The organism is Lysinibacillus fusiformis (genome assembly GCF_003049525.1).
Classification (GTDB): Bacteria; Bacillota; Bacilli; order Bacillales_A; family Planococcaceae; genus Lysinibacillus; species Lysinibacillus fusiformis.
On sequence record NZ_PYWL01000002.1, the window covers coordinates 757,160 to 780,861 of the forward strand.

The 23,702-nt window shown below is 32.8% G+C and carries 18 protein-coding genes and 3 pseudogenes; 16 read left to right on the top strand and 5 right to left on the bottom strand.

The features are described from left to right. The first annotated feature begins 1 nt into the window (after position 1). The 14 genes and pseudogenes from C9J29_RS08740 to C9J29_RS08805 all read left to right on the top strand — a co-directional run bounded on the left by C9J29_RS08740 (position 2) and on the right by C9J29_RS08805 (position 12,516). The gene (locus tag C9J29_RS08740) at positions 2-607 is read left to right on the top strand and encodes a hypothetical protein (protein ID WP_107921981.1); all 606 of its coding nucleotides are present in this window, start codon (positions 2-4) and stop codon (positions 605-607) included. Further along, a complete protein-coding gene (locus C9J29_RS08745; RefSeq protein ID WP_107921982.1) occupies positions 604-1,647 on the top strand; it encodes a C40 family peptidase in 1,044 nt (347 codons plus the stop codon). The genes C9J29_RS08740 and C9J29_RS08745 overlap by 4 nt, the downstream gene beginning before the upstream one ends. Before the next feature lie 16 nt (positions 1,648-1,663). Continuing rightward, on the top strand, positions 1,664-2,587 hold the full coding sequence (locus C9J29_RS08750; protein WP_107921983.1) for a coiled-coil domain-containing protein: 924 nt from the start codon (positions 1,664-1,666) through the stop codon (positions 2,585-2,587). 312 nt (positions 2,588-2,899) lie between these two features. Continuing rightward, the gene (locus tag C9J29_RS08755; protein ID WP_107921984.1) at positions 2,900-3,193 is read left to right on the top strand and encodes a hypothetical protein; all 294 of its coding nucleotides are present in this window, start codon (positions 2,900-2,902) and stop codon (positions 3,191-3,193) included. Continuing rightward, a complete protein-coding gene (locus tag C9J29_RS08760) occupies positions 3,193-3,519 on the top strand; it encodes a hypothetical protein (RefSeq protein ID WP_107921985.1) in 327 nt (108 codons plus the stop codon). Before C9J29_RS08755 ends, C9J29_RS08760 begins: the two co-directional genes overlap by 1 nt. Before the next feature lies 1 nt (position 3,520). After that, positions 3,521-3,982 carry a hypothetical protein gene (locus C9J29_RS08765; protein ID WP_107921986.1) on the top strand — a complete coding sequence of 154 codons (462 nt, stop codon included), beginning with the start codon at positions 3,521-3,523 and terminating at the stop codon, positions 3,980-3,982. Positions 3,983-4,001: 19 nt separating this feature from the next. After that, positions 4,002-5,234 carry a MobP2 family relaxase gene (mobP2, locus tag C9J29_RS08770; RefSeq protein ID WP_107921987.1) on the top strand — a complete coding sequence of 411 codons (1,233 nt, stop codon included), beginning with the start codon at positions 4,002-4,004 and terminating at the stop codon, positions 5,232-5,234. Positions 5,235-5,369: 135 nt separating this feature from the next. Continuing rightward, a complete protein-coding gene (locus C9J29_RS08775; RefSeq protein ID WP_107921988.1) occupies positions 5,370-5,630 on the top strand; it encodes a hypothetical protein in 261 nt (86 codons plus the stop codon). 13 nt (positions 5,631-5,643) lie between these two features. After that, positions 5,644-7,263 (top strand): LPD25 domain-containing protein, encoded by a 1,620-nt coding sequence (locus tag C9J29_RS08780; protein WP_107921989.1) that lies wholly within the window; start codon positions 5,644-5,646, stop codon positions 7,261-7,263. Between the two features lie 138 nt (positions 7,264-7,401). After that, a pseudogene (locus C9J29_RS08785) lies at positions 7,402-8,174 on the top strand (DNA-methyltransferase). Between the two features lie 104 nt (positions 8,175-8,278). Further along, positions 8,279-8,515, top strand: coding sequence for a hypothetical protein (locus C9J29_RS08790; protein ID WP_107921990.1), 237 nt, complete (start codon positions 8,279-8,281; stop codon positions 8,513-8,515). Between the two features lie 108 nt (positions 8,516-8,623). Further along, complete coding sequence (locus C9J29_RS08795; protein WP_237068782.1) at positions 8,624-9,019, top strand: hypothetical protein; 396 nt, start codon at positions 8,624-8,626, stop codon at positions 9,017-9,019. A gap of 14 nt (positions 9,020-9,033) precedes the next feature. Then, positions 9,034-11,628, top strand: coding sequence for a type IA DNA topoisomerase (locus C9J29_RS08800; protein ID WP_307723790.1), 2,595 nt, complete (start codon positions 9,034-9,036; stop codon positions 11,626-11,628). A gap of 333 nt (positions 11,629-11,961) precedes the next feature. Beyond that, positions 11,962-12,516 (top strand): hypothetical protein, encoded by a 555-nt coding sequence (locus C9J29_RS08805; RefSeq protein ID WP_107921991.1) that lies wholly within the window; start codon positions 11,962-11,964, stop codon positions 12,514-12,516. A gap of 54 nt (positions 12,517-12,570) precedes the next feature. Here the strand turns inward: C9J29_RS08805 and C9J29_RS08810 are convergent. Then, positions 12,571-12,690: pseudogene (locus C9J29_RS08810) on the bottom strand (IS3 family transposase); the annotation flags it as partial. Positions 12,691-14,803: 2,113 nt separating this feature from the next. Here C9J29_RS08810 and C9J29_RS08815 point away from each other — a divergent pair. Both C9J29_RS08815 and C9J29_RS08820 read left to right on the top strand, forming a co-directional pair. Beyond that, on the top strand, positions 14,804-15,688 hold the full coding sequence (locus C9J29_RS08815) for an ETX/MTX2 family pore-forming toxin (RefSeq protein ID WP_107921992.1): 885 nt from the start codon (positions 14,804-14,806) through the stop codon (positions 15,686-15,688). A gap of 1,046 nt (positions 15,689-16,734) precedes the next feature. Beyond that, a complete protein-coding gene (locus C9J29_RS08820; protein ID WP_107921993.1) occupies positions 16,735-17,775 on the top strand; it encodes a Fic family protein in 1,041 nt (346 codons plus the stop codon). Between the two features lie 886 nt (positions 17,776-18,661). Here the strand turns inward: C9J29_RS08820 and C9J29_RS08825 are convergent. The 4 genes and pseudogenes from C9J29_RS08825 to C9J29_RS24605 all read right to left on the bottom strand — a co-directional run. Beyond that, on the bottom strand, positions 18,662-19,648 hold the full coding sequence (locus C9J29_RS08825; protein ID WP_107921994.1) for an ETX/MTX2 family pore-forming toxin: 987 nt from the start codon (positions 19,646-19,648) through the stop codon (positions 18,662-18,664). Between the two features lie 1,171 nt (positions 19,649-20,819). Beyond that, positions 20,820-21,947: a Ger(x)C family spore germination protein gene (locus C9J29_RS08830; RefSeq protein ID WP_107921995.1), complete on the bottom strand. Its 1,128-nt coding sequence runs from the start codon at positions 21,945-21,947 to the stop codon at positions 20,820-20,822. A gap of 30 nt (positions 21,948-21,977) precedes the next feature. Beyond that, on the bottom strand, positions 21,978-23,378 hold the full coding sequence (locus C9J29_RS08835) for a spore germination protein (protein WP_107921996.1): 1,401 nt from the start codon (positions 23,376-23,378) through the stop codon (positions 21,978-21,980). After that, positions 23,371-23,702: pseudogene (locus C9J29_RS24605) on the bottom strand (GerAB/ArcD/ProY family transporter); the annotation flags it as partial. The gene C9J29_RS08835 and the pseudogene C9J29_RS24605, both read right to left, overlap by 8 nt.

A 23,702-nucleotide genomic window follows, 5' to 3' on the forward strand; every position in this document is an offset into this window, starting at 1 on the left:
TGTGGAACGTTCAACAAAGTCGAAATTCATTTTGGTCGTATTCATTGGTTTAGTCATGTTAGCATTCATGATAAAAATGTTCTTTTATGATGGGAAAGATAAAAATAATACTGGATTTGATGGAGAAAAAGAATATAGCTACACAGATCCTATAGAGGAAGAGAAACCAAATTCAGAGGACGAAATCATTAAAGACCAACAAGTACCTGTGGGAAATACCGAAATTGATTATAACGCAGAATACGAGACAAAATTCGGTGAAGAAAAGGTGCAAAAAGCGAAGAAGATAGCAGAAAAGGTCATGCAATCTTGGCTAGAAAATGATACAGACATGGAGATGTGGAAGGAAATTTCTACAGCTCCATTTTTAATTGTCGTGGAAAATGAAGTACTGGCTCCGAAGGATCAGCTAACAAGAAAGGTACAGTCACAGGAAGTATCTTCTACAGAGGCATCAGGAGATCGAGATATACGATTTATGATCTATGCAACATGGGATGTGCTGTCTGCAGGCAAGAAAGTTAGAGAACAGTCCAATATGTACAAGTTAACTTTAACACTTTCAGAGTCTGGAGAGTGGGTTGTAAAAGAGTTGAGTCGTGTATGAAGCAACTAATAAATTTTATTGGAAAGCAGGTAGGTAAGAAGGTTTTGCTATGGATTGGAGGCTCGTTAGGGCTTTCATTCTTTGCAATTGTAGGTGTCATTTTGCTGGCGATCATCATCATTATTGGTGCCGTTGGAGGCTCAGGTAGCAACCGTACACCGATAGGAGGAAATGGTTTATCCTCTTGTTCCGTGACTGGAGAAATCGATGAAGCTAGTTGGAATGCTGCCTTTTCAAATGCAGGTGCTTTTACTGGAAAAGGTGATTTATTTATTGAACTTGCACGACTAAATGGTATTGATCCTGTCTTGGCTGCAGCCATTGCTTTTCACGAAACAGGTCGAGGGACATCGAATGCGGTGGTGAATAAAAACAATCCAGGAGGCATCATGGACCCGGCCACAGGTTGGTCTAAGTTAATGCATTTTTCCTCTTTAGAGGAAGGTTTGTCATACACAATGGCGAATTTAAAGCGTCGAATTATCGATGACGGACTCTCAACAATTGAATCATTAGGAAGCGTTTATGCACCCATCGGGGCAGCAAATGATCCGAACGGATTGAATGCACATTGGGTTCCAACGGTCACTAAATTTGCTAGTGAATTGGGTGGCTTAACTATGAATTGTTCTCCTATGGGTTCACAAATTGTTGGAAATGATGCTTTTAAAACGATTTTAAACGAGATGTTAAAGTATGAAGGTTGGTCCTATGTTTGGAGTGGCTACAATCCAAATATGGGCTTTGATTGTTCCGGATTAATGCAATGGTCATACGCCAAAGTTGGTATCAAGCTGCCACGTACAGCCTATACACAATACCAATTTGCTCAACCAATTACACGGGACCAATTGCAACCAGGCGACTTAATTTTCTTTAAAAGTGCTAATTACGCACCAGTTACACACGTTGGGATGTATGTAGGTTCCGGAAAAATGTTTAACTCACAAAATGATGGAGTACGTTATGATGACGCGTTAACTGGTTATTGGGGTTCAGTCATTGTGGGCTATGGAAGAGTGGCCGATTTCTCTGAATAAAGGAGGGCGTTAACTTGTGAAACTAAAAATAAATAAAGGCAGAGAAAATAAGTTTTATGTAACTTTGATGGTGTTTGTGATCATTAGTTTTTTGATTATTTTTACATCGAAATTGTGGATGTATGATGATAATCCTATTAAACAAAGCCCTTTTAATAAAGACATATTAGGTTTAGAACAAACCACATTAATTTTAAAAAAGTGGCATTTTAACCCTGAAAAAGGGTTCATGGAAGTTTTTCTGGAAACACGGCACACAGGTTCAGATAACGTTAGACCTACATTTGCCTTTGCGGCCAAAGCGTCTAAAACATTGGAGTCCTACCCTGTGAAAATTATCTACCAAAAAGATAATCAATTCGTTCTTCATATTTCAGAAGTGCCTCAAAACTATACGGTTATTGGTTTGTTTGTAAAGGAAATTCGTGATCAGAAGATACTAGAAAGTGAGGCAAGAGACAAGTTATTCGCTGAAAAAGGAGCAGTTGATTCTTCGTCTACTTTAGATTTGCCACAGCCCAAAGAAAAAATTATTGTTGGTGATTATCGAAAAATAAGTGCAGATAAAAACTTGAAAGAAATGGCACAAGTCGTTTATGAAGAAGAGTTTATTGCACTTGAAATTGAACAGATTGTTAAAAAGATTAATACGTTGGAAAAGGAACAGATTCCATTACAAGATGACATTATTGCATCGATTCAAAATGAAATGAAGCAACTTGAAAGTGAACTAGTGTATAAGACGGAGGATGAAAAACAAGAGGTACGTCTCCAGCTTGTAAAGAAAAAAACAGCTATTGAAAACGTAAATGAGAAAAAAGAAGAATATAAAAATAGGTTACTTGAAATGCAAAATAAGAAAAAGAAGTTGCAAGAAAAAATTGAAATGATTCGCTCCGGTGGAATGAAAAAAGATGCTGCTGAAGATGAATCAGTCTAGACGTAACCTGGTTATTATGAGTGGTAAATAGCTAGATTTTAGTGAAAAAGCGTAGGAAGAAAACAGGAAGAACGTAACAAATTTTATTTAGAAAAAAGGAGATAAGGGGAAGAAAACAGGAAGAATCCAACTTTTTTATGGGGACACCGAAATACTAGGCTCTGCCTAGTCTATCACGCCATGTGATAGCAGATTTCCCTTATGCTCTTTCTCTCAATAGCCTGCGGTTTGCAGGTTATTTTCAGTTTCGCCTCTTTTAGAGGCGAAACTCTCTGTGCCCTGGTGATTTTGAAGTAAAGGAGAGATCGTACAATGGCTGAAATAAAAGCACGTGTCGATCCAGCAATCAAGAAAAAAATAGCAAGCATGGCCAAAAAAAAGAAGATGACACAAAATGCTTTTATCAATCTTCATTTGGAACGAATAACGACTCCAAATTTATTTCAAGAAGAAAAAAATCGCTTTGAAGAAATGTTGGGGATGCATATAGAGGTGTTTGCGACATTTGCAAAATCGAATGAAGAGTTGCTGAAGAAAATTACTTCAATTGAGGGTGTATTAAATCGCGAAGTGCAAAAAGTTATTGAGCAAGAGGTGAACGAATAATGGGGGATATATTAGTTCGAGATGTCGATGATTTAGCAATAAGCAAAATAGAAGAAGCTGCTAAAAAAGAAAAGGTGTCACGCCAGGTTTATTTAAAATCATTGCTTGAACGAGTTGCCTACTACGATGCGTTCATAGAAGAACGGGATCGCTTTGAAAAAGTTGTAATGGCTTCTCAAAAACAAATGGAACAATATTTACTACAACAAAGTGAACTATATAAAAGTGTATCGCGAATTGAATCCATGCTGTACTTACTATTAGATAGTGATGCAGAAGAAATAAATCAACAGCTGACAGAATTAATAGGTAAGGGAGTGAAGTGAAGTGACAGGTACGAAAAAGAAAAAAAACTTCTGGTTAACGGATTCTACAATACTAAAACTTGAACAGTTAGCAACTGATAAAAATTTAACACTTGGTGGTGTTATAGAGTACCTAATTGAGACTCTTTTTGCTCATGAAACTTCTCAAAATCAAGCACTTTTAACAGAAGTAGAAGCAATGATGCAAAAACATTTACAAAGCATATTGGAGCCACTTACAGACGACTTAAAGCGAGTACGTGTAACAGGTAATGTTATTGATCGTAATACTCAAATGATGCTTGAATTTTGGAATCACTATTTTATTATGACAGATGCAAAACAATTAGGTTCTACAGATAAATATAAAACAGTGCCTTTTGAAGAAGCTGAGGAAGTAATTAAGGATCGTATTGCTCATAATCGTCAAAAGAAAATAGATCGAGAGACAAAAAGAGCTTTGTCAGATAATCAAGATTCTTAACGGATAGAAGGAGATTAATATGAATAGTTCTCCTGGTGTTATTTTAAAAAGTCGATTTGTAATGCCATCAAGCGATGAGTATCAGGATTTTATTAGTTATATTGATCGCGATGCTGCGAAAGTAAACGAGAAGATTGTTTTTGAAGAAAATGATTCTTTCTCTGTTTTTTATCAGTATATGGACTATATGGGAGATGAAAAAAAGCAAGGTGCTTTGTTTTCTTCTACTGAAGATATTATCAATGCGGAACAAAAAAACTCATTAAAAGATTTGTTTCAACAGGCACAAGAAAATGGTTCACCACTTTGGCAAGACGTGATTAGTTTCGATAACACCTGGCTACAAAAGTATGGACTAATGGATGAAAGTGGACAAGTTAATGAAGTCCAAATGAAAAATACTGTGCGCGCTGCAGTAAACGAAATGTTAAAAGCAGAAAATATGATGGATAGTGCGGTATGGTCTGCAGCTATCCATTACAACACGGATAATCTTCATGTTCATATTGCTACAGTAGAGCCAATACCTACACGGGTTAAAAAGTGGACAAAGAATTTGGAAACTGGTAAATGGGAAGAGCAAGTTCGGGCCAAACGTAAACAAAGTTCACTGGATAAAATGAAGTCGAAAGTGGCCAACCTTATAATGGATCGCACAAAAGAACTTAATCTTGTTACCGATTTGATTCGGGGTAGTGTGAATTTAAAAAAAGAAAAGGGAATCGATTTATCTACACACCGCCAAACAAAAAAAATATTTCGAAAAGCACTTCAACAATTACCTTCAGATCGTTCTCAATGGAGGTACGGCTATCAGTCTATCGATGAGGCAAGACCGTATATTGATCAAATCGTTGATATTTATTTAGAACGTTACTATAAAAATGAAATGAAAGAGCTTGATATACTTCTGGATGAAGAAGTTGAAGTTATGAGGGAAAAGTACGGTGAGGGCAGCAAGTATCAAAACTATAAGCAGACCAAACTAGATGATTTGAAAAAACGTATGGGAAATGCCGTTTTAACTGAAATGCGCGATTATCAAAAAGAAGCTGATCATCGTTTGTATGAACTATCTAAATCTCAAAGGAAGTATCAAGCTCCTATGTATCGTCAAAATTTACAGGTTTCTAAACGGTTAAATCATGCATTAAACAACTTGAATTATCGATTACGAAAAACGTACCACGACTTTAAAAAGGAACGAAATTTGGATGAATTTGACCGCATGTTAGATGGCTATGATCGTTAAAGGAGGTTGCTGAATGATCTATCAAGTTAAGTGTGAACTATGCAATAAAGTTCTTGATGTAGTAAAAGAACCCTATCATGGGGCAAAGTGTATGTCGTGCATTGAAAATAACTTGGATAAAAAGGATGGGGAAAAATGAACAACATTGTATATGCATTTATCAAAGAGTTAAAAGAACAACATGTTACGCTTCGAATAAATACTATAGAAGAAACTGTGAAGCTAACTGAGGAAAATCGACAATTTATCTTTGGGGCAATTCAACAAGGGACATTCATTGTGCCATACAATCAAGAGAGTCATGAAATTGTTATGGATACCTCGTTGCTTGAATATTTTCCTGAAGCAGAACGACAGGAATTAACTGACGCCCATTTAGTACCAGAAGATTTATAAAGGAGTAGATATTATGGTGACTGCACGTAAGAAATATACAGCAAAAACAGCAGAAGAAAAGCAAAAAGAAATAGAAGAATTGTCAGAGAAAATGACCAATCAACTTAGCTCCTATTTTGTATCTGAGGAAGCTCTAAAAGAACATCTAGCTTTTATGTCAATTTTCTATAATTATTCCTTGCGTAATGCGACTTTGATTCAAAGTCAGTTCATGGGTGCTAGTGCTGTTGGTTCATTTAAGTTTTGGAAGGACAAGGGTGTTTCTGTTAAAAAAGGTGAAAAGGGAATTAAAATATTTGTACCTACACCGGTCACATATTTTAATCGTGATGGAGAGTGGATACAACTTCAATACGCTGATCCAAGAGAAAAAATACAAATTGAAAATGGGAAATTAGAGACTAAAAAAAAGCTATTTTTCGATATTGGGCACGTATTTGAATATACCCAAACAGATGCAAGAGAGAAAGGGATGCCTGTCTCTGAAATATTTGGCCAGTACTATCAGGATGGAGTCATAGATAATGAAGATGAAATGTTAGTAGCGTTACATAAAGTCTCTGAAAATGTCGGATTTGAAATATTACCAATACCTCCGCGTGAATTAGGAGTGGCGAAAGGTGTTGCTTTTCCAAACGAAAAAATAATTGCCCTTAACCCAAGAAATACTGCCTATGAGAATGTCACAACGTTACTTCATGAATTAGCACACGCTAGACTGCATACACCTGATGTTCGAGATAGCTTTACTAAAGCAGAACGTGAATTCCAAGCAGAGATGGTATCGTATGTCGTGGCCAGCCGATACGGAATAGACACCGAAAATTTTAGCCTTTCTTATTTGGCCGGATGGACACAACAAGGGAAAGAATTAAAAGATAAAGAAATGTTACTGAATGGAGTGAGGACAGCAGCGAGTGAATTTATTGAAACAATCGATAATCATTTTTCAGAAATTCAACGTTCAAAAGAGAACGAATTAATGCAGCCAACGCAGCTGCTATTGATGGAGTACGGGGCTTTATCGAATGCCAGCTTGCGTACAATTGAGACTGAGGACTTAAAAGAAATCATTCATGACATAATCACTAATAAAGTCGAGCAATTGCAACATCCAGCATTTAAGCAGGAATTGGATCAACTTAGAAATGTCAGTGAAAATTTACTTACCTTTGAGCAAGTAAATAAGGATTTTATCCAGTTGTTTAATGATACGTTTAAAGATAATTTTGCGCTCATTAATCAACAAGAAATGACTAATCCGAAGATTCTAATCCAATGGTCTGAAAGTGAACTAATGTCTAATGAATTAATGGGATTTGCTGAAGGAAATGATCGTATGGCCAAGCTTGAAAAGGAAGTATTTTTTGATAAAGAAAAGGCCTATAGTTATCTCGAAACTCGATACCATGTATTGATTCCAAACGGAGATACAGTCGATTTAATTAATCCAGATCGATTAGATATAGGGAATGGAGAGTACAAGAGTCCGTATGAACAACTAATTGCAGAAAATAAACTTACTGATATGCAACATCACGAAATTTTAAGGGAGCTTGCTTTGTATACACATGAAAAGCAACAAGCTATAAATACAAAATCAAAGAGAAAAAATCTCGAATATGTACGTTAAGGAAGCGCAGTCAATCGACTAGCGTTATTTTTATTGAAAAAATTAAAAAGAGGCTTGCACCTTCAAGCCTCTTGAAAATTATGTAAGAGAACGCTTGTTCTCCTGATTTTATTATAATATGTCGGGAGGAAAAAAGATATGAACATTAACAAAAATACTATTTACAATATGGACTGCCTAGAGGGTATGCAGTATATACCTGATAAATCAGTTGATATGATTCTTTGTGATCTTCCCTACGGAACTACAAATTGTAAGTGGGACACAATCATTCCCTTTGATCTACTGTGGGGACAGTATCAAAGAATAATTAAAGACAACGGAGCAATTGTATTAACAGCAAGCCAGCCATTCACTAGTAAATTAATTATGTCCAATCTCAAAATGTTCAGATATGAATGGATTTGGAAGAAAGGGAAGCACACAACAGGATTCCAAAATGCTAATAAGATGCCACTTAAAAATCACGAAAATGTATGTATCTTTTATAAAAAGCTGCCGACATACAACCCACAAGGTGTTGAATTTGTTAAGCCTAAAGTAGTTATAAGAAATTCACCTAAGATGCAGGTTCTAGGGAAAAGTAATGAAACCCTTACCAATAAACCATATGTTGTTAAAAAGAAGAATTTCCCTAAGTCTGTTGTTGATTTCCACGTGACAGCAAAACTTGGCACCCGACACAAAAACCATTATCACTATTTGAGTATCTTATCCTAACTTACACGAATCCAGGTGACACAGTGTTAGATAACTGCATGGGAGCATTTACTACAGCTATAGCGTGTGACAATATAAAACGTTCCTGGATTGGTTTTGAGTTGGGTTCAGAATACTGTGAAGGGGGGAGAGAACGAGTAAACGAAAATAGGCAAAAGTTAGGTTTAAAACCAGTTGAAATTTTGTTCTAAAAAAGTGAAAAGAAATATTTAATTTTATAGTGATCAGGACTCATCAAAATTGGTGAGTCATAGCAGTTAAACGACTATTTCATTTTATAGAGGGAGATATGTGTATGACTGAAAAAATAAAAATGATTGCGGTAATAGAAGTTGATGAATATATAGCGAAAGATAACAACTACAACATTGAAGAGGAGTTCAAATGGCTAGTAGATAGCGGTATATCTTTAAGGAATCTTGTGAATGTTCCTTCTGATTTTGATATTAGTGATTATCTGCAGCAAGAAAATAAATCAATGAAAGCGCAAAAAACAATCAGAAATCAAGGTAATGGATTTTATGAACGTTAGTGTTAAAGCTTTTTGTTAACGCAGGCAAGATTTTAAAATTTATCAAAGTTAAGGATTCACCAAAAATGGTGAGTCCTTTTTCTTATCAAAAAGGAGCGAGAAAGTAACATGGCAATTTTAACCCCCCTGAAGAAGTTGAATGAGTGGTTCTTGATATTAGCAATGCTTTATTTGAGTATCGATGGAATGTGTGTTTTAACAACTATTATTAGTGATAATGGTGGGAAAGAACGTGAAATTGTCGAGGGTCTTATGAGTACTTTATTTACGATCTCCTTAGCAGTGTCACTAGGTTTTAAATTTGCGTTGCGTATGTCTAAAACCTTATTAGAATACTTCGTCCGTGGTTTATCTTTTTATACATTGTTAGGGTTATCGTTTTTAGGAAACGAGGAACGTACAACATTAATAATTGTAATTTACCTTACTTTAAATATTGTCCTATTCGTAGTACAGAAATTAATTCTTCGTAAAAATTTGAAACAGCATAATTTGATTGGTTAAGGGAGGAGTATGAAATGATTTACGAGATTTCAACACACTATAGCAGCGAAAAAGAAAATAAAAATTCTGTTTTTGTAGAAACGAGCATGGGACTTGAATTGTTCGTTAAAACCATAGCTGCTATTAACTTTAAATATGAAGAATTAGTGGATTTTTCGGATTTTATAGATAAACAGCACTTAGTTAAAATTATGGAGAGATTTTTTGGTGTTCGAGATAAAACACAAGAATATCAGGAAAATGCTCTTTCGAGTTGTTCAAAAAAACATGTATGGAAACTGGGTACGTCTTTTAAAGTCTCTGAAGATGAAAAGAATCTAATTACACGAGTCGATTTGTATTCAGCAAGAGAGTCAAATTGTGGTAAGGATTATGAAAAATTTATGAAAGATTATTTGCCTAATTCTATCGAATTCAAGTTAGAGAAGTTGTTCCAAAAGGAAAAAATGAATCTAAATAAAAAGGTGGTCATTAAAATGAAAACAGTTATTTTAGCAGAAAAACCCCCACAAGCGAAAGCTTATGCCGAGGCTTTTGAGGTAGCAAAAAGGGAAAAAACACATATTGAATTAAAGCCCTGCAGCACGTTTCCACACGGTGCAACTATTACATGGGGTATTGGGCATTTAGTGGGATTAAAAATGCCTGGTGAATATAAAGAGGAATGGAAAAAATGGGATATTAAAAATTTACCGATCTTTCCAGACGTATTTGAATATAAAGTTTCCCAGGGTAAAATAAATCAATTTAATGCAGTAAAGAAGTTAATTAATAACGCTGATGTAGTGATAAATGCATGTGACGTAGATCGGGAAGGCAGTAATATATTCTATTCAACATTTAACATGACCGGTGCCAAAAATAAAACGATTAAACGGCTCTGGATTACCTCTCTAGAAGTAGACGCAATTGTAAAAGGCTTTCAATCGTTACAATCGAACGAAAAAGATTTATTGATGTACAAAGAAGCAAAAACTCGTCAAATATCAGATTGGCTTGTAGGCATGAACGCTAGTCCTTTGTATAGTTTGCTTTTACAAAATAAAGGTCTTAATGCAAGTTTAAGCATAGGCCGTGTTCAATCCCCATTAGTTTATTTGATCTACCAGCACCAAAAAGATATTGAAAACTTTGTATCTAAGCCATTTTTTGAATTAGTTGGCCATTTTAAATCAACAAAAGGTCCATATTCAGGTAAGGCCAGGATTAAGACAGAAACACTAAAGGAATTAACTTCACTTTTAGAAGAAAAAAGCCTGGTATTAGATAAAGAAGTTACAGGTAAAGTTTTAGAATTAGAGACGAAAGAGAAACATACAAAATCACCAAGACTGCACTCTTTATCAACATTACAGAAGTTGGCCAATAAAAAATGGAAGTACAGCCCTTCAAAAGTGTTAGAAATAATGCAGTCTTTGTATGAGAAAAAACTTGTCACTTATCCTCGTACAAGTATAAATTTCATTACTGAAAATGAATTTGTTTATTTGGCTAACAATGTTGAAAAATATATGCAGTTAATAAATGTTGATTTTACCCCTAATAAAATTGCTGATAAACGATATGTAGATGGAGCAAAAGTTCAAGAGCACTATGCTATCATACCGACTAAGACAATACCTAGTGCTAATACATTAAACAGTTTAACCGTTGAAGAAAAAGATATTTATGATGAAGTTTTGCGTAACACACTTGCTATGTTCCATAGTGACTATTTGTATGAGGAAACGAAAATTGTCACAGCTGTAAATGATATAAAATTTGAAACTGTTGGAAAGGTAGAAATTGAAAAAGGCTGGAAATCTTTATTTGTACATTCAGATGATGAAGAACATGTGAAAAATGACAGCAATAAGGTACTTCCTAGCGTCTCAAAAGATGAAGGAGTATTAAGTATCCTTCAAAGCAAAGAAGGGCATACAACGCCCCCTAAGCCCTATACAGAGGGGGATTTAATTGGAATTATGAAAACAGCTGGAAAAACAGTTGATAATGAAACGGATAAAGAGATCTTAAATGAGGTAGAGGGATTGGGTACTGATGCTACTCGTTCTGGAATCATAGATAAAATTAAGGAAAATGGCTACATTGAAGTGAAGAAAAATATTGTATCAGTAACTAATAAAGGGGAAATTTTGTGTGAATCGATTAAAGGTACTTTACTTTCAAGTCCTATAATGACTGCCAAGTGGGAAAGTAAACTAAAAAAGATTGGCGAAGGTCAAGGTTCTCAGGATGAATTTCTGCAAAATATTAAAAATTTTATAGTTGGTATTATTGAAGATGCCCCTCAAAAAATTGAGATAGGAAAAATTCCGCTAGCAGCTGAAGAACAACAAAATGCTCAATTTGTCGGGGAATGTCCGAAATGCGGTAATGGAATTATAGAGAAAAAAGGTTTCTTTGGATGTTCAAAATACCCTGGGTGTAAGTTTACCTTATCTGATAATTTCCGTAAGAAAAAATTGACGAAAACAAATATTAAGGAATTATTGGATGGGAAAGAAACTACAGTCAGGGGTATAAAAAAAGCTGATAAAAATACCTATAATGCAGTTGTTAAATTGAATGAAAAAGGCTTTATTGATTTTGTTTCATTTGCAAAATAAGAGTAAAAGGTTGTCTACATAAATAATTAGTAGACAACCTTTTTATTTCAACTTCACGCAAGCAATAAAAGGTGCTAAGGAGATAAAAATATGAATGAGTGAATAGGCATTTACCTATGAGAAATGTCTTGCAAGGAATAGGATAAAGAAGTGGCATGAGCAACCACTAGAGTTATTGGAACACATTTTTAAACCCCTTATACAAAGACCACTTTAATGGGGTCTTTGGTTTTTTATATTAATAAAATAACTAATTTAGAATATATAGTATAATTGTCTATTTCTATTGCCCTTCTTTGAATAGTGTAGTAAAAACAGGGAGGGATTGTAAAAATGGGATGTAGAAATTGTAATAAGGCTTGGAATCACCATCATGTCAACAATTTGTGCAGTTGTGAAAAAAATCAGTGTTTCTTCAGATTCAAAGCACCATGTATACCAGATATGAATGGGGTAATTCCACCACCACCAATTAATAACGCTAGAGTGTGTGAAATATATTTAGCATCAGATGAATCAATAGGTAATGGTCAATATTTAGGATTAGGTACCGCGTCTGCTTTATTCCCAAGGAATACGGTTGTTATACCAGAAAATGCAATTATAACTGGATTAGTTTTAAATGTACGTGATAATACATTAACAGCAGCTGATACAGTAACAGCTGAAGTAGTTATAAGTAGAAGTTGTGGTTTTACTGACCCGATTTCAACAGGTGTTATTGCTTCTGTAACTGGTCCTAATAATGATGCAACTCCTAATTGTTGTGGTTCAACAGCAGCTAACTATGCTATAAATAAATGCGACTTACTATCTGTAAGAATTGTCACTGGTGATGGGGCGCTTCCATTTGGAGCAGCAGTAACAGTAATGTATGTAATACCTTAATAAGATCAATTAAGTCTCTTCTTAAATGTACTGCACCCTAAAAGTTAGACACGGTTATTTCATTAAGGCAGCTTGGGTAAACTGAGTTCGATATTGTACCGGACTCAGTTTTAATTTTGCCTTAATTCGTTTCGTGTTGTAATACGTTATATAGTTCTCAAGTACCGATTTAAAAGCCAAATAAGTCAATCAAGTCCTCTTTTGCCTCTGTTGCTAAACTATCATTTTATTTTAAACAATACAAACTATTTTATTTTTTGATCTCCAGTTATCAATTTCTTAGATTCACATAGATTACAACTTCTACCTCTTGTTGATGGAAATTTATGGAACCGGACAGTCAATACTAATTTGAGATTTGATAGATTGTGCGACTTTTTATTAATATAGTTTTGGAAATCGTGCTTTCCTGATAATAGGTTTAGTTTTTTTGTAGATTTGTGTGAAGATGTCACATGTGATATTTTGGTAAAAAATTGGAATAAATATGAAAAAAAGACTCTAGCATTGATAGCCATCACTTCGATAGGTACTTCGATGGCGATGATATATAATTAATAACCATTTTAAATAAAAATTTACAATTAAAATTCACATTTTAACACTAATTATTTGTTAATTTTTTCCAAATTATAAACTAAACATTAGAAAGATACTTCATTAGGCTTATTTTTTTGATTTCATCCACATGGCAAAGAGTGAAAATGAGCAAGTTGTTCAGTCAGGGGTTCATCAGAAGAGAAAGTGTGGAGGTTATTCAATTTTATAGAAAAACAATTGTTAAAAAACAAGAGTGAACTGAATACTCAAGCAGCATTAGTTTTTAATGCTGCTCATTCGTACGTGTATAGAGATAGATACCTTCTAAATTATGGATCATAGTTAGTTGACCTTGCATAAAGTTGATCTGAAGTTGGCTGACTGCTTTACTCGGTGAAAAAGATGATGGAACATATTCTCTTCAAGTTGGGGAAATGGAACGCTTTCGCACACTAATATACAATCACTTCAACGTAAGCAACAACTAATATACAATTGCTGGTATTAATACAGGACCAATTCTATCTACACTCTGGATAGGTTGTCTATATCTTTCAGGTCCAAATGATGGATTAGTCAAAGTGGCAGGTACTAAATTCCCTTCAGGAATACATTTATTTAACGATATCTCACTTGACTATGACAATATTGAAAGGGATCTGTGGTATTTTCTAGATTGGAACATTACCTACAGTCTGCTTCTATTGATCGTATCATTATTAACATTTCTCAATCTGATATGATTCAAGAGTTTAATGTTTCTCAGTATTTTCATGCAGGAAATTCACAGTTGCCAAAAGATGTTTCACTTTATTTTTTGTAGATACCCCACTCGATAATGTTACATTTGAACAGGATTAACTATTTAAGATAGTTGGTATCTCCTTTATGGAAAAATATATCAAAAAGATAAATAGACTTATACAAAAACAGAACTTGAAAACATATATCATCAACGGTTGAATCGGGTTGTTGGTAGTAGCCTATCCAAATCCAATAAAACTGAAGGGAAATCATTGTTGGTATTTTGTTTATGTAATAGAGTTCAAGCCCTTTTATAGCGAATCTGTTTTTGCATTATACCTTTGATATATGGATGGCTCCAACAAATCAAATCCTGAAAGCATCATTTGACCAATGAAGCCATATTGCAAGCAACAACAGAAATCATAGAGATTCTAGCTAAACTAAATCTAAGAATGAGAGACTTTAAAATAAGAATTATATCCTGAGAAAACACGACTATTTAGTCTAAGGATAGACATTCAAATATCACTCATAGAGTTTGAGTAAATTTCGAGTGTGTCTTCAATATTCAATAATCTTTTTCTCGAAATGAAACTAGTAGGTACTTTGTTAGATCACTGTATATTCTCAATTATGTAATATAGTGTAATCTTATTGGAGGTATTAAAGTGTACGTTACTCCTGAACTCTTCAGTGACCTTCCATGCTTACTGCAAATCATTAACCCATCGGGTCCCAGATTGCTTAACATCAAAGTTACTCCATTAAAAACTTCATAATTACATAAAAAAATGTGTCATTTGATGAAGAATTTTATTTTCTTACTTCTCTAATTAAGTATTATCACGTTTATTTCAATATTATTTATAATAAAAAGTATGAAAAAGTAAGAAAATAACCATATTATGAGCCTCTTTCGAGTATATTTATGGACAAGTTGTAAAATAATGTGAAATCTCATAACCTATTAATAAATAAATTATTAGGATGTGATTCTAGAATGAAAAGAAAATATGTATCTAGTGGATTAATAATTGTTACTTTATTAGGTAGTGGTCTTATTCCTAATATTGTCAATGCTGCTGAAGTTCAAGAGCATAAAAATAATATTCTAAATATGGAAAACACAGGTCAACAAGGAGTGATTCAAAATATTGATGACACAATTGATAACATGATAGCTTCGATTCCACCCATAGCTGGTTTTAGACCATATCTTCGTACTCCTGTATTCGGTGAAGATATTGAATACTCTGGAATAAATTTCAAACAAAATAATGTTACAAATGTGGTACCTATATTTATAGGAGAAAATACTTTTGTAAATAATTCAGAGTTAGAACAGACATTTAATACTACTTCTTTTAGTGAATCAATTACCAAAAGTACATCCACTTCCATACAAAGTGGATTTAAATCAGCCATTACTACAAAAGGCAAAGTTGGTATTCCTTTTGTAGCAGAGGGTGAAGTATCTGCAACCCTTGAATTTAATTTGTCCAGTACAATTACTGATACAATTAGTACAACAACTACCATCACTGCCAATTCACAAGCTGTTAAAGTTCCACCAAATAAAATATACAAAGCTGAAGTATATTTTGAAAAGAAGTCAACTTCAGGTACTGTAGAAATTTACGCTGATGTTTTTACTAGTGTAAGGTTGTTAAATGATGGAACGATTTATAGTATTGGCTCCGTATTAGATATGGCAACAAATAAATATGGATTAATTAAATCTACAAATGACTCTAAAAGAGTACGTGCAAAAGGAACAGGGAATTTTAAGATTGAACATGGCTCTGAATTAATTGTCAAAATATATGATGTAACAGCACCAAGTACTAAGGCATTAGTCGAAACAAAAATAATTCCTATAAACTAAAAAACATTGTAATACAGTGCTTATTTATTCTTAGTTCTATTATTTGTGTTTGATAACATCGAAATTTATAGGGCATTCACCTCATTCAGTACGGTTTTAGTTTAGACGCTACCATTATACTGAATTTGAGGAATTGCCCATTTTTTTGTTCTAAAACTCTTGATATTAAAGATGCTAGAATGTAAGTGGAAATGAATCTACGGATAATCTAAATAAGAAATTCTTTATAAAATGTCTGGACATTCTTGTCAACTTATAAAGAACTAATAATACCTATTATTTTGTAATGTGAAATTCTGAATCAGAAGTAGATATCAGCTATACATCCATACAATAACGATTTCTCCGCTCGTATAACACTTCGACTATTGATAACAACCCTAATATATTAATTTACAATCGGGATTAAACCCCTACCACAACGCCAATATTAGACAACATCGACATTTAGGACTAAATCAATAAAAATCATAGGAAGCACAATTGTGCCCTGTAAAAAGGTTTCACCCAAATTTTCCAAATATGTATAAGTGGAGGGCTATATACTACAGTGGGTGAAGATTTTGGATTGGGATTTACATCTTAATACTTTAACGTTAAGTAGGTTTCACTTATAATACAAAGACTCATGTAACTAACTAAAAATACCAATTATTATAAAATTAACTTACGCTAGACAAAAAAATAAATATTAGCACATCGTAGTGATGGTACACAAGTTAATACACCTTTCTGGGTCCTTTAAATGATAATTATACTATATTAAGATATCCTAACTCTGCTAAACCCCTAATTTCCAAACCACTTGGAACCCTATTTAATTCAACTACTAATTCTATATTAGTTTTTTGTTATGCAAAGTTTAAATTTACAATTTAATATTAAAAAGAATTTACCGATTTTAATTATGTAGGATTTATCTTATATTTCTACATTTAGATAGTGAATTAAATATTACAGAGTTTTATTTATGGAGAAGATAATAATTATATATATTTGTATTTGTACTATAGGAAAGGAAAGTAATTTTTAAAATGGAGGGTAAAATGAGAAATTTTTTCGAAGATCAGTATAAATATAGTAGTGAGAAACAAGTAATAAACTTAGTTAGTGAAATTAGTGAATATAAAGGAAAGTTAGTTGCTTATCAAGAGCAAAGATCCGATATTTTCACTCGTTTGGAAAATGCTGTGACAATACAATACTTAAAAAACTATGTTTCTATATATGAGGATATACAAGTTTCCAATAAACGATTAAAACAATTTATTTTAGAAGATATAATACCCCAATCCATCTCAGAAGATGCGATATTTTGTTATTATGAAACTCTGACGCTTGTGCGTGAAAAATCTAACAATTTCCCTATTAGTCCAGATACTATTCAAGAATTACATTTTCAATTAATTCATTTTATTACCTCTGACAGTGCAAAATGGCGCCAAAAACCATTCTCTATCCCAGGAATACCAGAGAAAGGTATGCACATAAATGTTTACCGTCCTCTTCCACCTGAAAATATTCAAATGTCTGTAGAACAATTGTGCAAACAGTATAATTTATTAAATTGTAAAAAAGAATTGCCTACTATAATATTGATAGCTCATTTTATATTTAATCTGTATTGCATAATTCCTTTTAGTCAAGGTAATGGGAGGCTAACTCTAATGTTAATGCAATTATTACTAATAAGAAGCGGCCATACATTTGTAAAATATGTTTGTTTAGATGAATATATAAAGAAAAGAGAGTCAGAATACTATGAAGCAGTTTATAAATCATCGGCGAATTGGTACTGTAATGAGCATAACATTAGCTTTTGGCTAAAAATATTTTTAAATATTATTTTAACTGCTTATAAAAATCTACATAATAGAGTACAGGATTCTTTAAGTAGTCAGACTAAGATTGAGAGAATCCGAAATTTTGTTCTAAATCAAGAACAACCTTTTACAAAAGATTATATTCGAAGTATTTATCCTGATATAGCTGAAAGTACAATTAGTAGAGCTTTAACTGATTTACAATTAATAGGTGAAATTAAGCTTATTTCAAAAGGGAGAAATGCGTGCTGGGTGAAAGTCTAACCTAATAGTATGAGGACTGCGTTTGCATAAGAAAATAGTAGTTATGCGAAAAAGATATAGGTATTAGACATGCCCGAGGCAATTATCCATGTATCTGTTCACCTGTGTGTAAATTTTCTAGTAGTCACACTCAGGGCAATCCAGTAGAGGCCACAAATGGAACACACCTTAATACCAACGATAATGATGCCACTAGATTCAGCAGCACTTTCATTATCAAAACTTTAAAGGCTCTCCTGTTAGATGTACTAGCTATTTATTCGCATCAGAATTTACTCTACATTGAAGTGACGGTACACAAGTTACCTCATTTCTGGGTCACTATAAATGATAATTATACTACATTGGCAATATTTCCACACTGTGCAAGTGAAACTCTTCATTGAAATAAAAATATTATTCCTATACCCAATAATTAAAGAAATTAATTTATAGAAAAGTTATTTATTAATTTTTAGTTAAAATACGAGATTCGACATGTTTCACAAGTGAAAGCTTAGATGAAAAATTTAAAGGGATTGGGTCCATGGAACTTTTAATCGGTTGCTTTCTGTCGGGAGGGGAAAGGGTGTAAAGAATCGGTATTTATAACTACTAAAACTATAAAAAAGGTGAAAACAAGGCTAAACATATTTAAATGTTTGATTGTTGACTAATAGAGTGGGCAAAAGTATGGTTGGTAGACTTTATCACTTAAATTGTAAAGGACCCTAAAAGTTAGATTTTTTGTCTGACTTTTAGGGTCCTGTTTCCTAATATGAGGGCTTCACTTCAGCTTGCTGAATTAAGACAAGAGGCATTACAATTAGAGGGATACACGCTTCTATTAAGTTTTGGAGTAGAATACAAGTCTCTGGCTTTTCTATTTAACATTTAAGATATACCATCATTCTACCTTTATAATTTTTTCTGGTTTTACATTAAATGTGTAACCACCGTTTATTGATCTTCCTTTATTATCCACAGGTCTTACAGTTACACTAAACTCTGTTCCATATTCTGCTTCGTATTTACCAGAACCTATTATATTTACTGTATTTCCATCTGAATTAGATGAGATATTGTGAAGCTTTTCAAATTTTGAAGCTTTTTCTACGATTTGATTGAAATGTAAATCATAGTAATATGATTTACTTATATCTCCTGTTTGAGGATCAAAAACAAAAACCCCCTGATCACGACCTGACACTTTAGTTAGGAGTTTTACATTTCCTTTTGCTTTAACAGTATTTAAATTTACAAGAACTTCTACAGTTGAATGTGCTGGAACTTTGATGTTCTGTGGACTTGCGATATACGTATAACTTTCCGTGTTTGTTGTACTAGATGTATCTGAAAAATTATATTCAGCAGATAATTCTATACCCGTTTCTCCTACAAATGGAATTTGAAATTTCGCACTAGCTTTGGTTCCAAATTTAAAACCATGTGTAGTTGAATTAGAAACAGAATTTGAAATCATTTTTGAGAAACTATTTGTAGATAGCGTTTGTTCTTGATCTGTTATATTAGTTAAAGTTGTCTTACCAACAAATATACTTGTTGAATTAGTGTGGCTAGGGGAACCATCTGCCTCTACTGAAAATTGTTCATATTTAACACCATAATATCCCATATGATGATATGTTGAGTTTGTAAACAAATATATCCCTGGAACAAGAAGGTTTTTCCCAACAATTTCCGTAGCATTAAAAATTGGATCTTTCCAATCTAATATCGTATGAGCTTTGACTTCCCTTTGCAAATTATTCTCAGAAGTATTAATTTGATCTGCACTAGCCAAACTCGGTGATGATATAGCAAGTGTTGTCCCCAAAGATGCAATAGCAGCTATAGTTAATGTTTTCTGTACTATTTTTTTATTCTTTCTCATTCATATCTTCTCCTTTTAAATTCTTTTTACTACGAGAATATAATACCTGCAATTACAAAAATAAACAAATATGGTATTTTTTTAGCTAAATATTATAAAATAAGTATATTAACACATCTGGATCTATGTATATAAGATAGCAAATTATGCAACTATGAAGATTCTTATTATTTTCTTTACTTTTAAGAGGTCAAGAGACTTCTTTTTGTCACAAAAAATTCTATAATTAGCAAATAAATAAAAGTTTTCCACAACAATAACTATTAGATTTTTGTTGTCTGAACATTTCTAAGACAAGATAGTTCATACACTTTGAAGCATTTTTGTGTAAACTTTAAATCACTATAATAAGACATCTTTGTATCCATGTAGTTGCTAGGTAAGCAATCTTTAATGATTAAAAAGGCTTTAGGCCTAAGTATCTACAAGTTCATGTCTATATATAATTGCAACATTAAAAATGTAAAGTAGGGGCAACCGCCTGTCCCCGACAAACATGTAACTAAATCTCTAATGTACTAATTACCCTTCTACCTGCTTTTGAAGAAGGACTAGATCAACTGAGGGACTTTTATCTTGGTATTGACGATTATATAAGTAAGCTGTAACGGAGAGGACATATAAACAGCAATCTTGATTCAGCAGATCATTTAAGCCTGAATTAGAATGGATGAGTTTCCTAAACAAAACGAAGTTCCATACAGTAGTACTCAGGGAATTCTAGTATAATGACCACAGAAAAAGGCAGAAGGGGAAATGGAATGAAAACTGAGTATAGCATTACAGTAAGGTTACGATGTTACTAAAGAAGCAAGGCTCATGATTACGGAAACCAAAGAAATGTTCGTGAAATTGTACGAGGTGAGGAAGTTCTAGAATTCATAATGAAGTCCTCCCTTTCAAGTAGATAGTGGAAATATAAAAATGCTTTACGTGGTTTGTGTCATGAATTCTGATATCCTCCCCGTTAGGTAGACAGATTTCTGTCTATCAATTGGGAGATTTTTTCATGTCTAAAAAATCATTTACTGTCCATACAAAATTAACGTCTCAAAAACAAGAGTAAGTTCCAATATATGCATTTTTTAAAGCCCCATTTAAGTTAAAGTTATCATACTGATTGACTAATAGGGATAGTATCATTTGCTCAACAAAGTGAAGAGGGACCTTCTTACTTTTTAGCTCCTTCATCCTTGATGAAAACATGAATATTAAATTTTTTAATTGAATGTTCAGTAATGGAATTTAATTTATCTACAGTCCATGTTTGGGGCTTGAAGCGATAAGCCTTTTCCGAAAGATTGAATATATCGGATTTTATTTCCAGCCCTTTAGTAAAGGTACTTTGAAACTGCATTAATATCATATTTTTAATCTCTTTTTCAATTGTTTTATTGCTAATATTTTTTGGATTTTCTGTGATTGAGGCTTTTATTTCTAAATTTATAATATATTTTGGAATTGTATCATCCACAGTTTCTATATGATATTTTATATTATCAATAAACATCGAAACTGATTTATCTTTTATAGATAATTTCATGTTATTAAAATCCTTATTAAACCAATCTAGCCCTGAAAGTTCTTCTTCCTTTATCCAACCATTGAATTTTTGTCGTGAAAGAAAATAAGCACCACTTATTTTTAAAATATTTTTAGATTTATTATCCTCCATCCAATAATCTTCACTAATTTTTATTGTAGGAACCATAATTGATCCAACTGGTTCATAATATCTTTTAATCATGTCTTGTACAGTACTGGTTGAGATGAATGAATTGAAGAATAATTGTTCATTTGGATCATAAGGAAATGTTAATATTGGCGGTTTGTAAAAGAGACCATGTACATTCATTATCTCTTTAATATCATCTTCTTCATATCCATAAGCTAAAGTATTATAACGTAGATAATAATCCCTACTAAAAAAATCGAAAAATTCATCCAAATGACCATCCAATATATTTTTGGAAATAAAGAAAGTTTGTATATGACCATAATACAAAGGGTTAACAGAATTCTTTTCTATATCATCGATTGCTCCCTGAATGGTTTCACCTTCTCCATGTCCAACAACAATTGGAGCAGGCTCAGATGCAATGCCAGGATCTGAGCCCGCAACATTGGTAAATCCGAAAGCTTGAAAATATACATGATACATATCATTTGAATAATCTATACCAAGAGCGGTAATATAAACTTCACTTTGTATTTCCTTCGTACCTAAACAGCCACCTAGAACAAATAATAAAGGCAAAATGAATGTTATTTTGAATGTGGAAGTATAGTAATAGGTCATTTATAAGCTCCCTTCTGCTGAAAAAAACAGTCATTCTTTTGTTTTAATTCTAAATGGCATTTTAAGAAAACTTTTTATAAGATCAGGAATACTTACTTTATAAAATGTAGAAAGGTAAGGCTGCCCGAAACTTTCTAATGACGAGATATATGTTAGGAAAAATAACACACTTAAAACAAAGCCATACATTCCAAAAAAGGAGGCAATTATTAATACAGCAACTCTTATTAAAAATACATTTCCTAATATATTTTGATTAATTAATGTATAGCTAGATATAACGGTAAGTGCCCCAATTACTAAAGTTGATGGTGATGTAAATCCTGCTCTTATAGCAGCATCCCCAACTATTAAGCCTCCTAAAACTGCAATAGTTTGACCTACAGCTTTAGGTAAGCGTATGCCCGCTTCTCGAAAGAGGTCAAAAAAAATGAGCATAATAAGAATTTCGAACGAAGAAGACACGGGTAGTCCAATTTTAGAAGCAGATATTGAGACTAGTAAGGGAAAGGGTAGCTGGTTAAGTTGATGGACAGTTAATGCAATCCAAAACCCAGGTAAAAATATACTTGTTAATAAAGAGGTAACCCTTAAAATTCGGGAAAAACTCACAAATAAAAAATTCATTTGATCATCTTCAGGTACTTTCAAAATAAGTAATAAATTTACGGGTCCAATTAAACAGCTTGGACTTCCATCTACCAATATGACAAAACGGCCTTTATTGAGGGAACTTACTACAAAATCTGGCCTTCCTGAATAATCCAGTAGGGGGAAGAGTGTCAACTTATCATAAAGTAATTCTTCAATATGATAACTACTTGCAATATTATCTACTTTTATTTTATTTAGTTTGCTTTGTACATTCTTTAAAGTATTTTGATCAATATAGTTTTCAATGTAGAGCAATAAAACTTTTGTTTTACTGGTGTCGCCAATTGTAAAATCGTCACTTGATAAATTTTTACTTTTTAATCTCATTCTTATTAAAGAAACATTTGTATCTATATTTTCAACAAACCCATCTCTGGGTCCTCTTAATGAGACTTCCATATTTGATTCTTCAATGGATCGTTCAGGAAGTTTAGCTAAATTGGTTGAATATAAGCTATTTGATGGAACATGGAAATAATATAAAAAACCTGAGAAAATTTTGCTATTAATTTCATCTGTCTTTGTTCGGTACTCTTTGATCTCCTGTACTTCTATATAACGGTTTATAATTTCAACATCATGTAAATGTCCGTGTTCAGCAAGGAATCTAATATTTGGTAATAATGAATTCAAAAAAAGTACACTATCAACTAAACTATGGCAATAGACAAATATAACTTCATGTTTTTCATTATTGAACATATAGAATTTACTACTTACCGTTATATCTGATTGGTGGTCAAATTCTTTATAAAAAAAATCCTTATTTTCAGTCAATATGATGAACTCCCTTTTGCTTTTTTTCTACTACATAGAAAACAATCATAAAAAAGAATAAAAATAAAAAAATAAAAAGGAGATAAGCGCTTTTTATAAATGACAAAAAATCAGAAACAGACCAAGGGATTAATAATCCTATTGTTAAGCATAAATAACCAACAATTAATACGAATTTTCGATTTTGAAAGAAGGACGACACAATATACATAAATAAACATATACGAATAAAAGCCATTGATAATATTTGGAGAACAGATAAAGAATCTAATCTTGTAAAGTACTTACCAAATGACAAAACTCTCCATTGCTCGTTTATAGGAA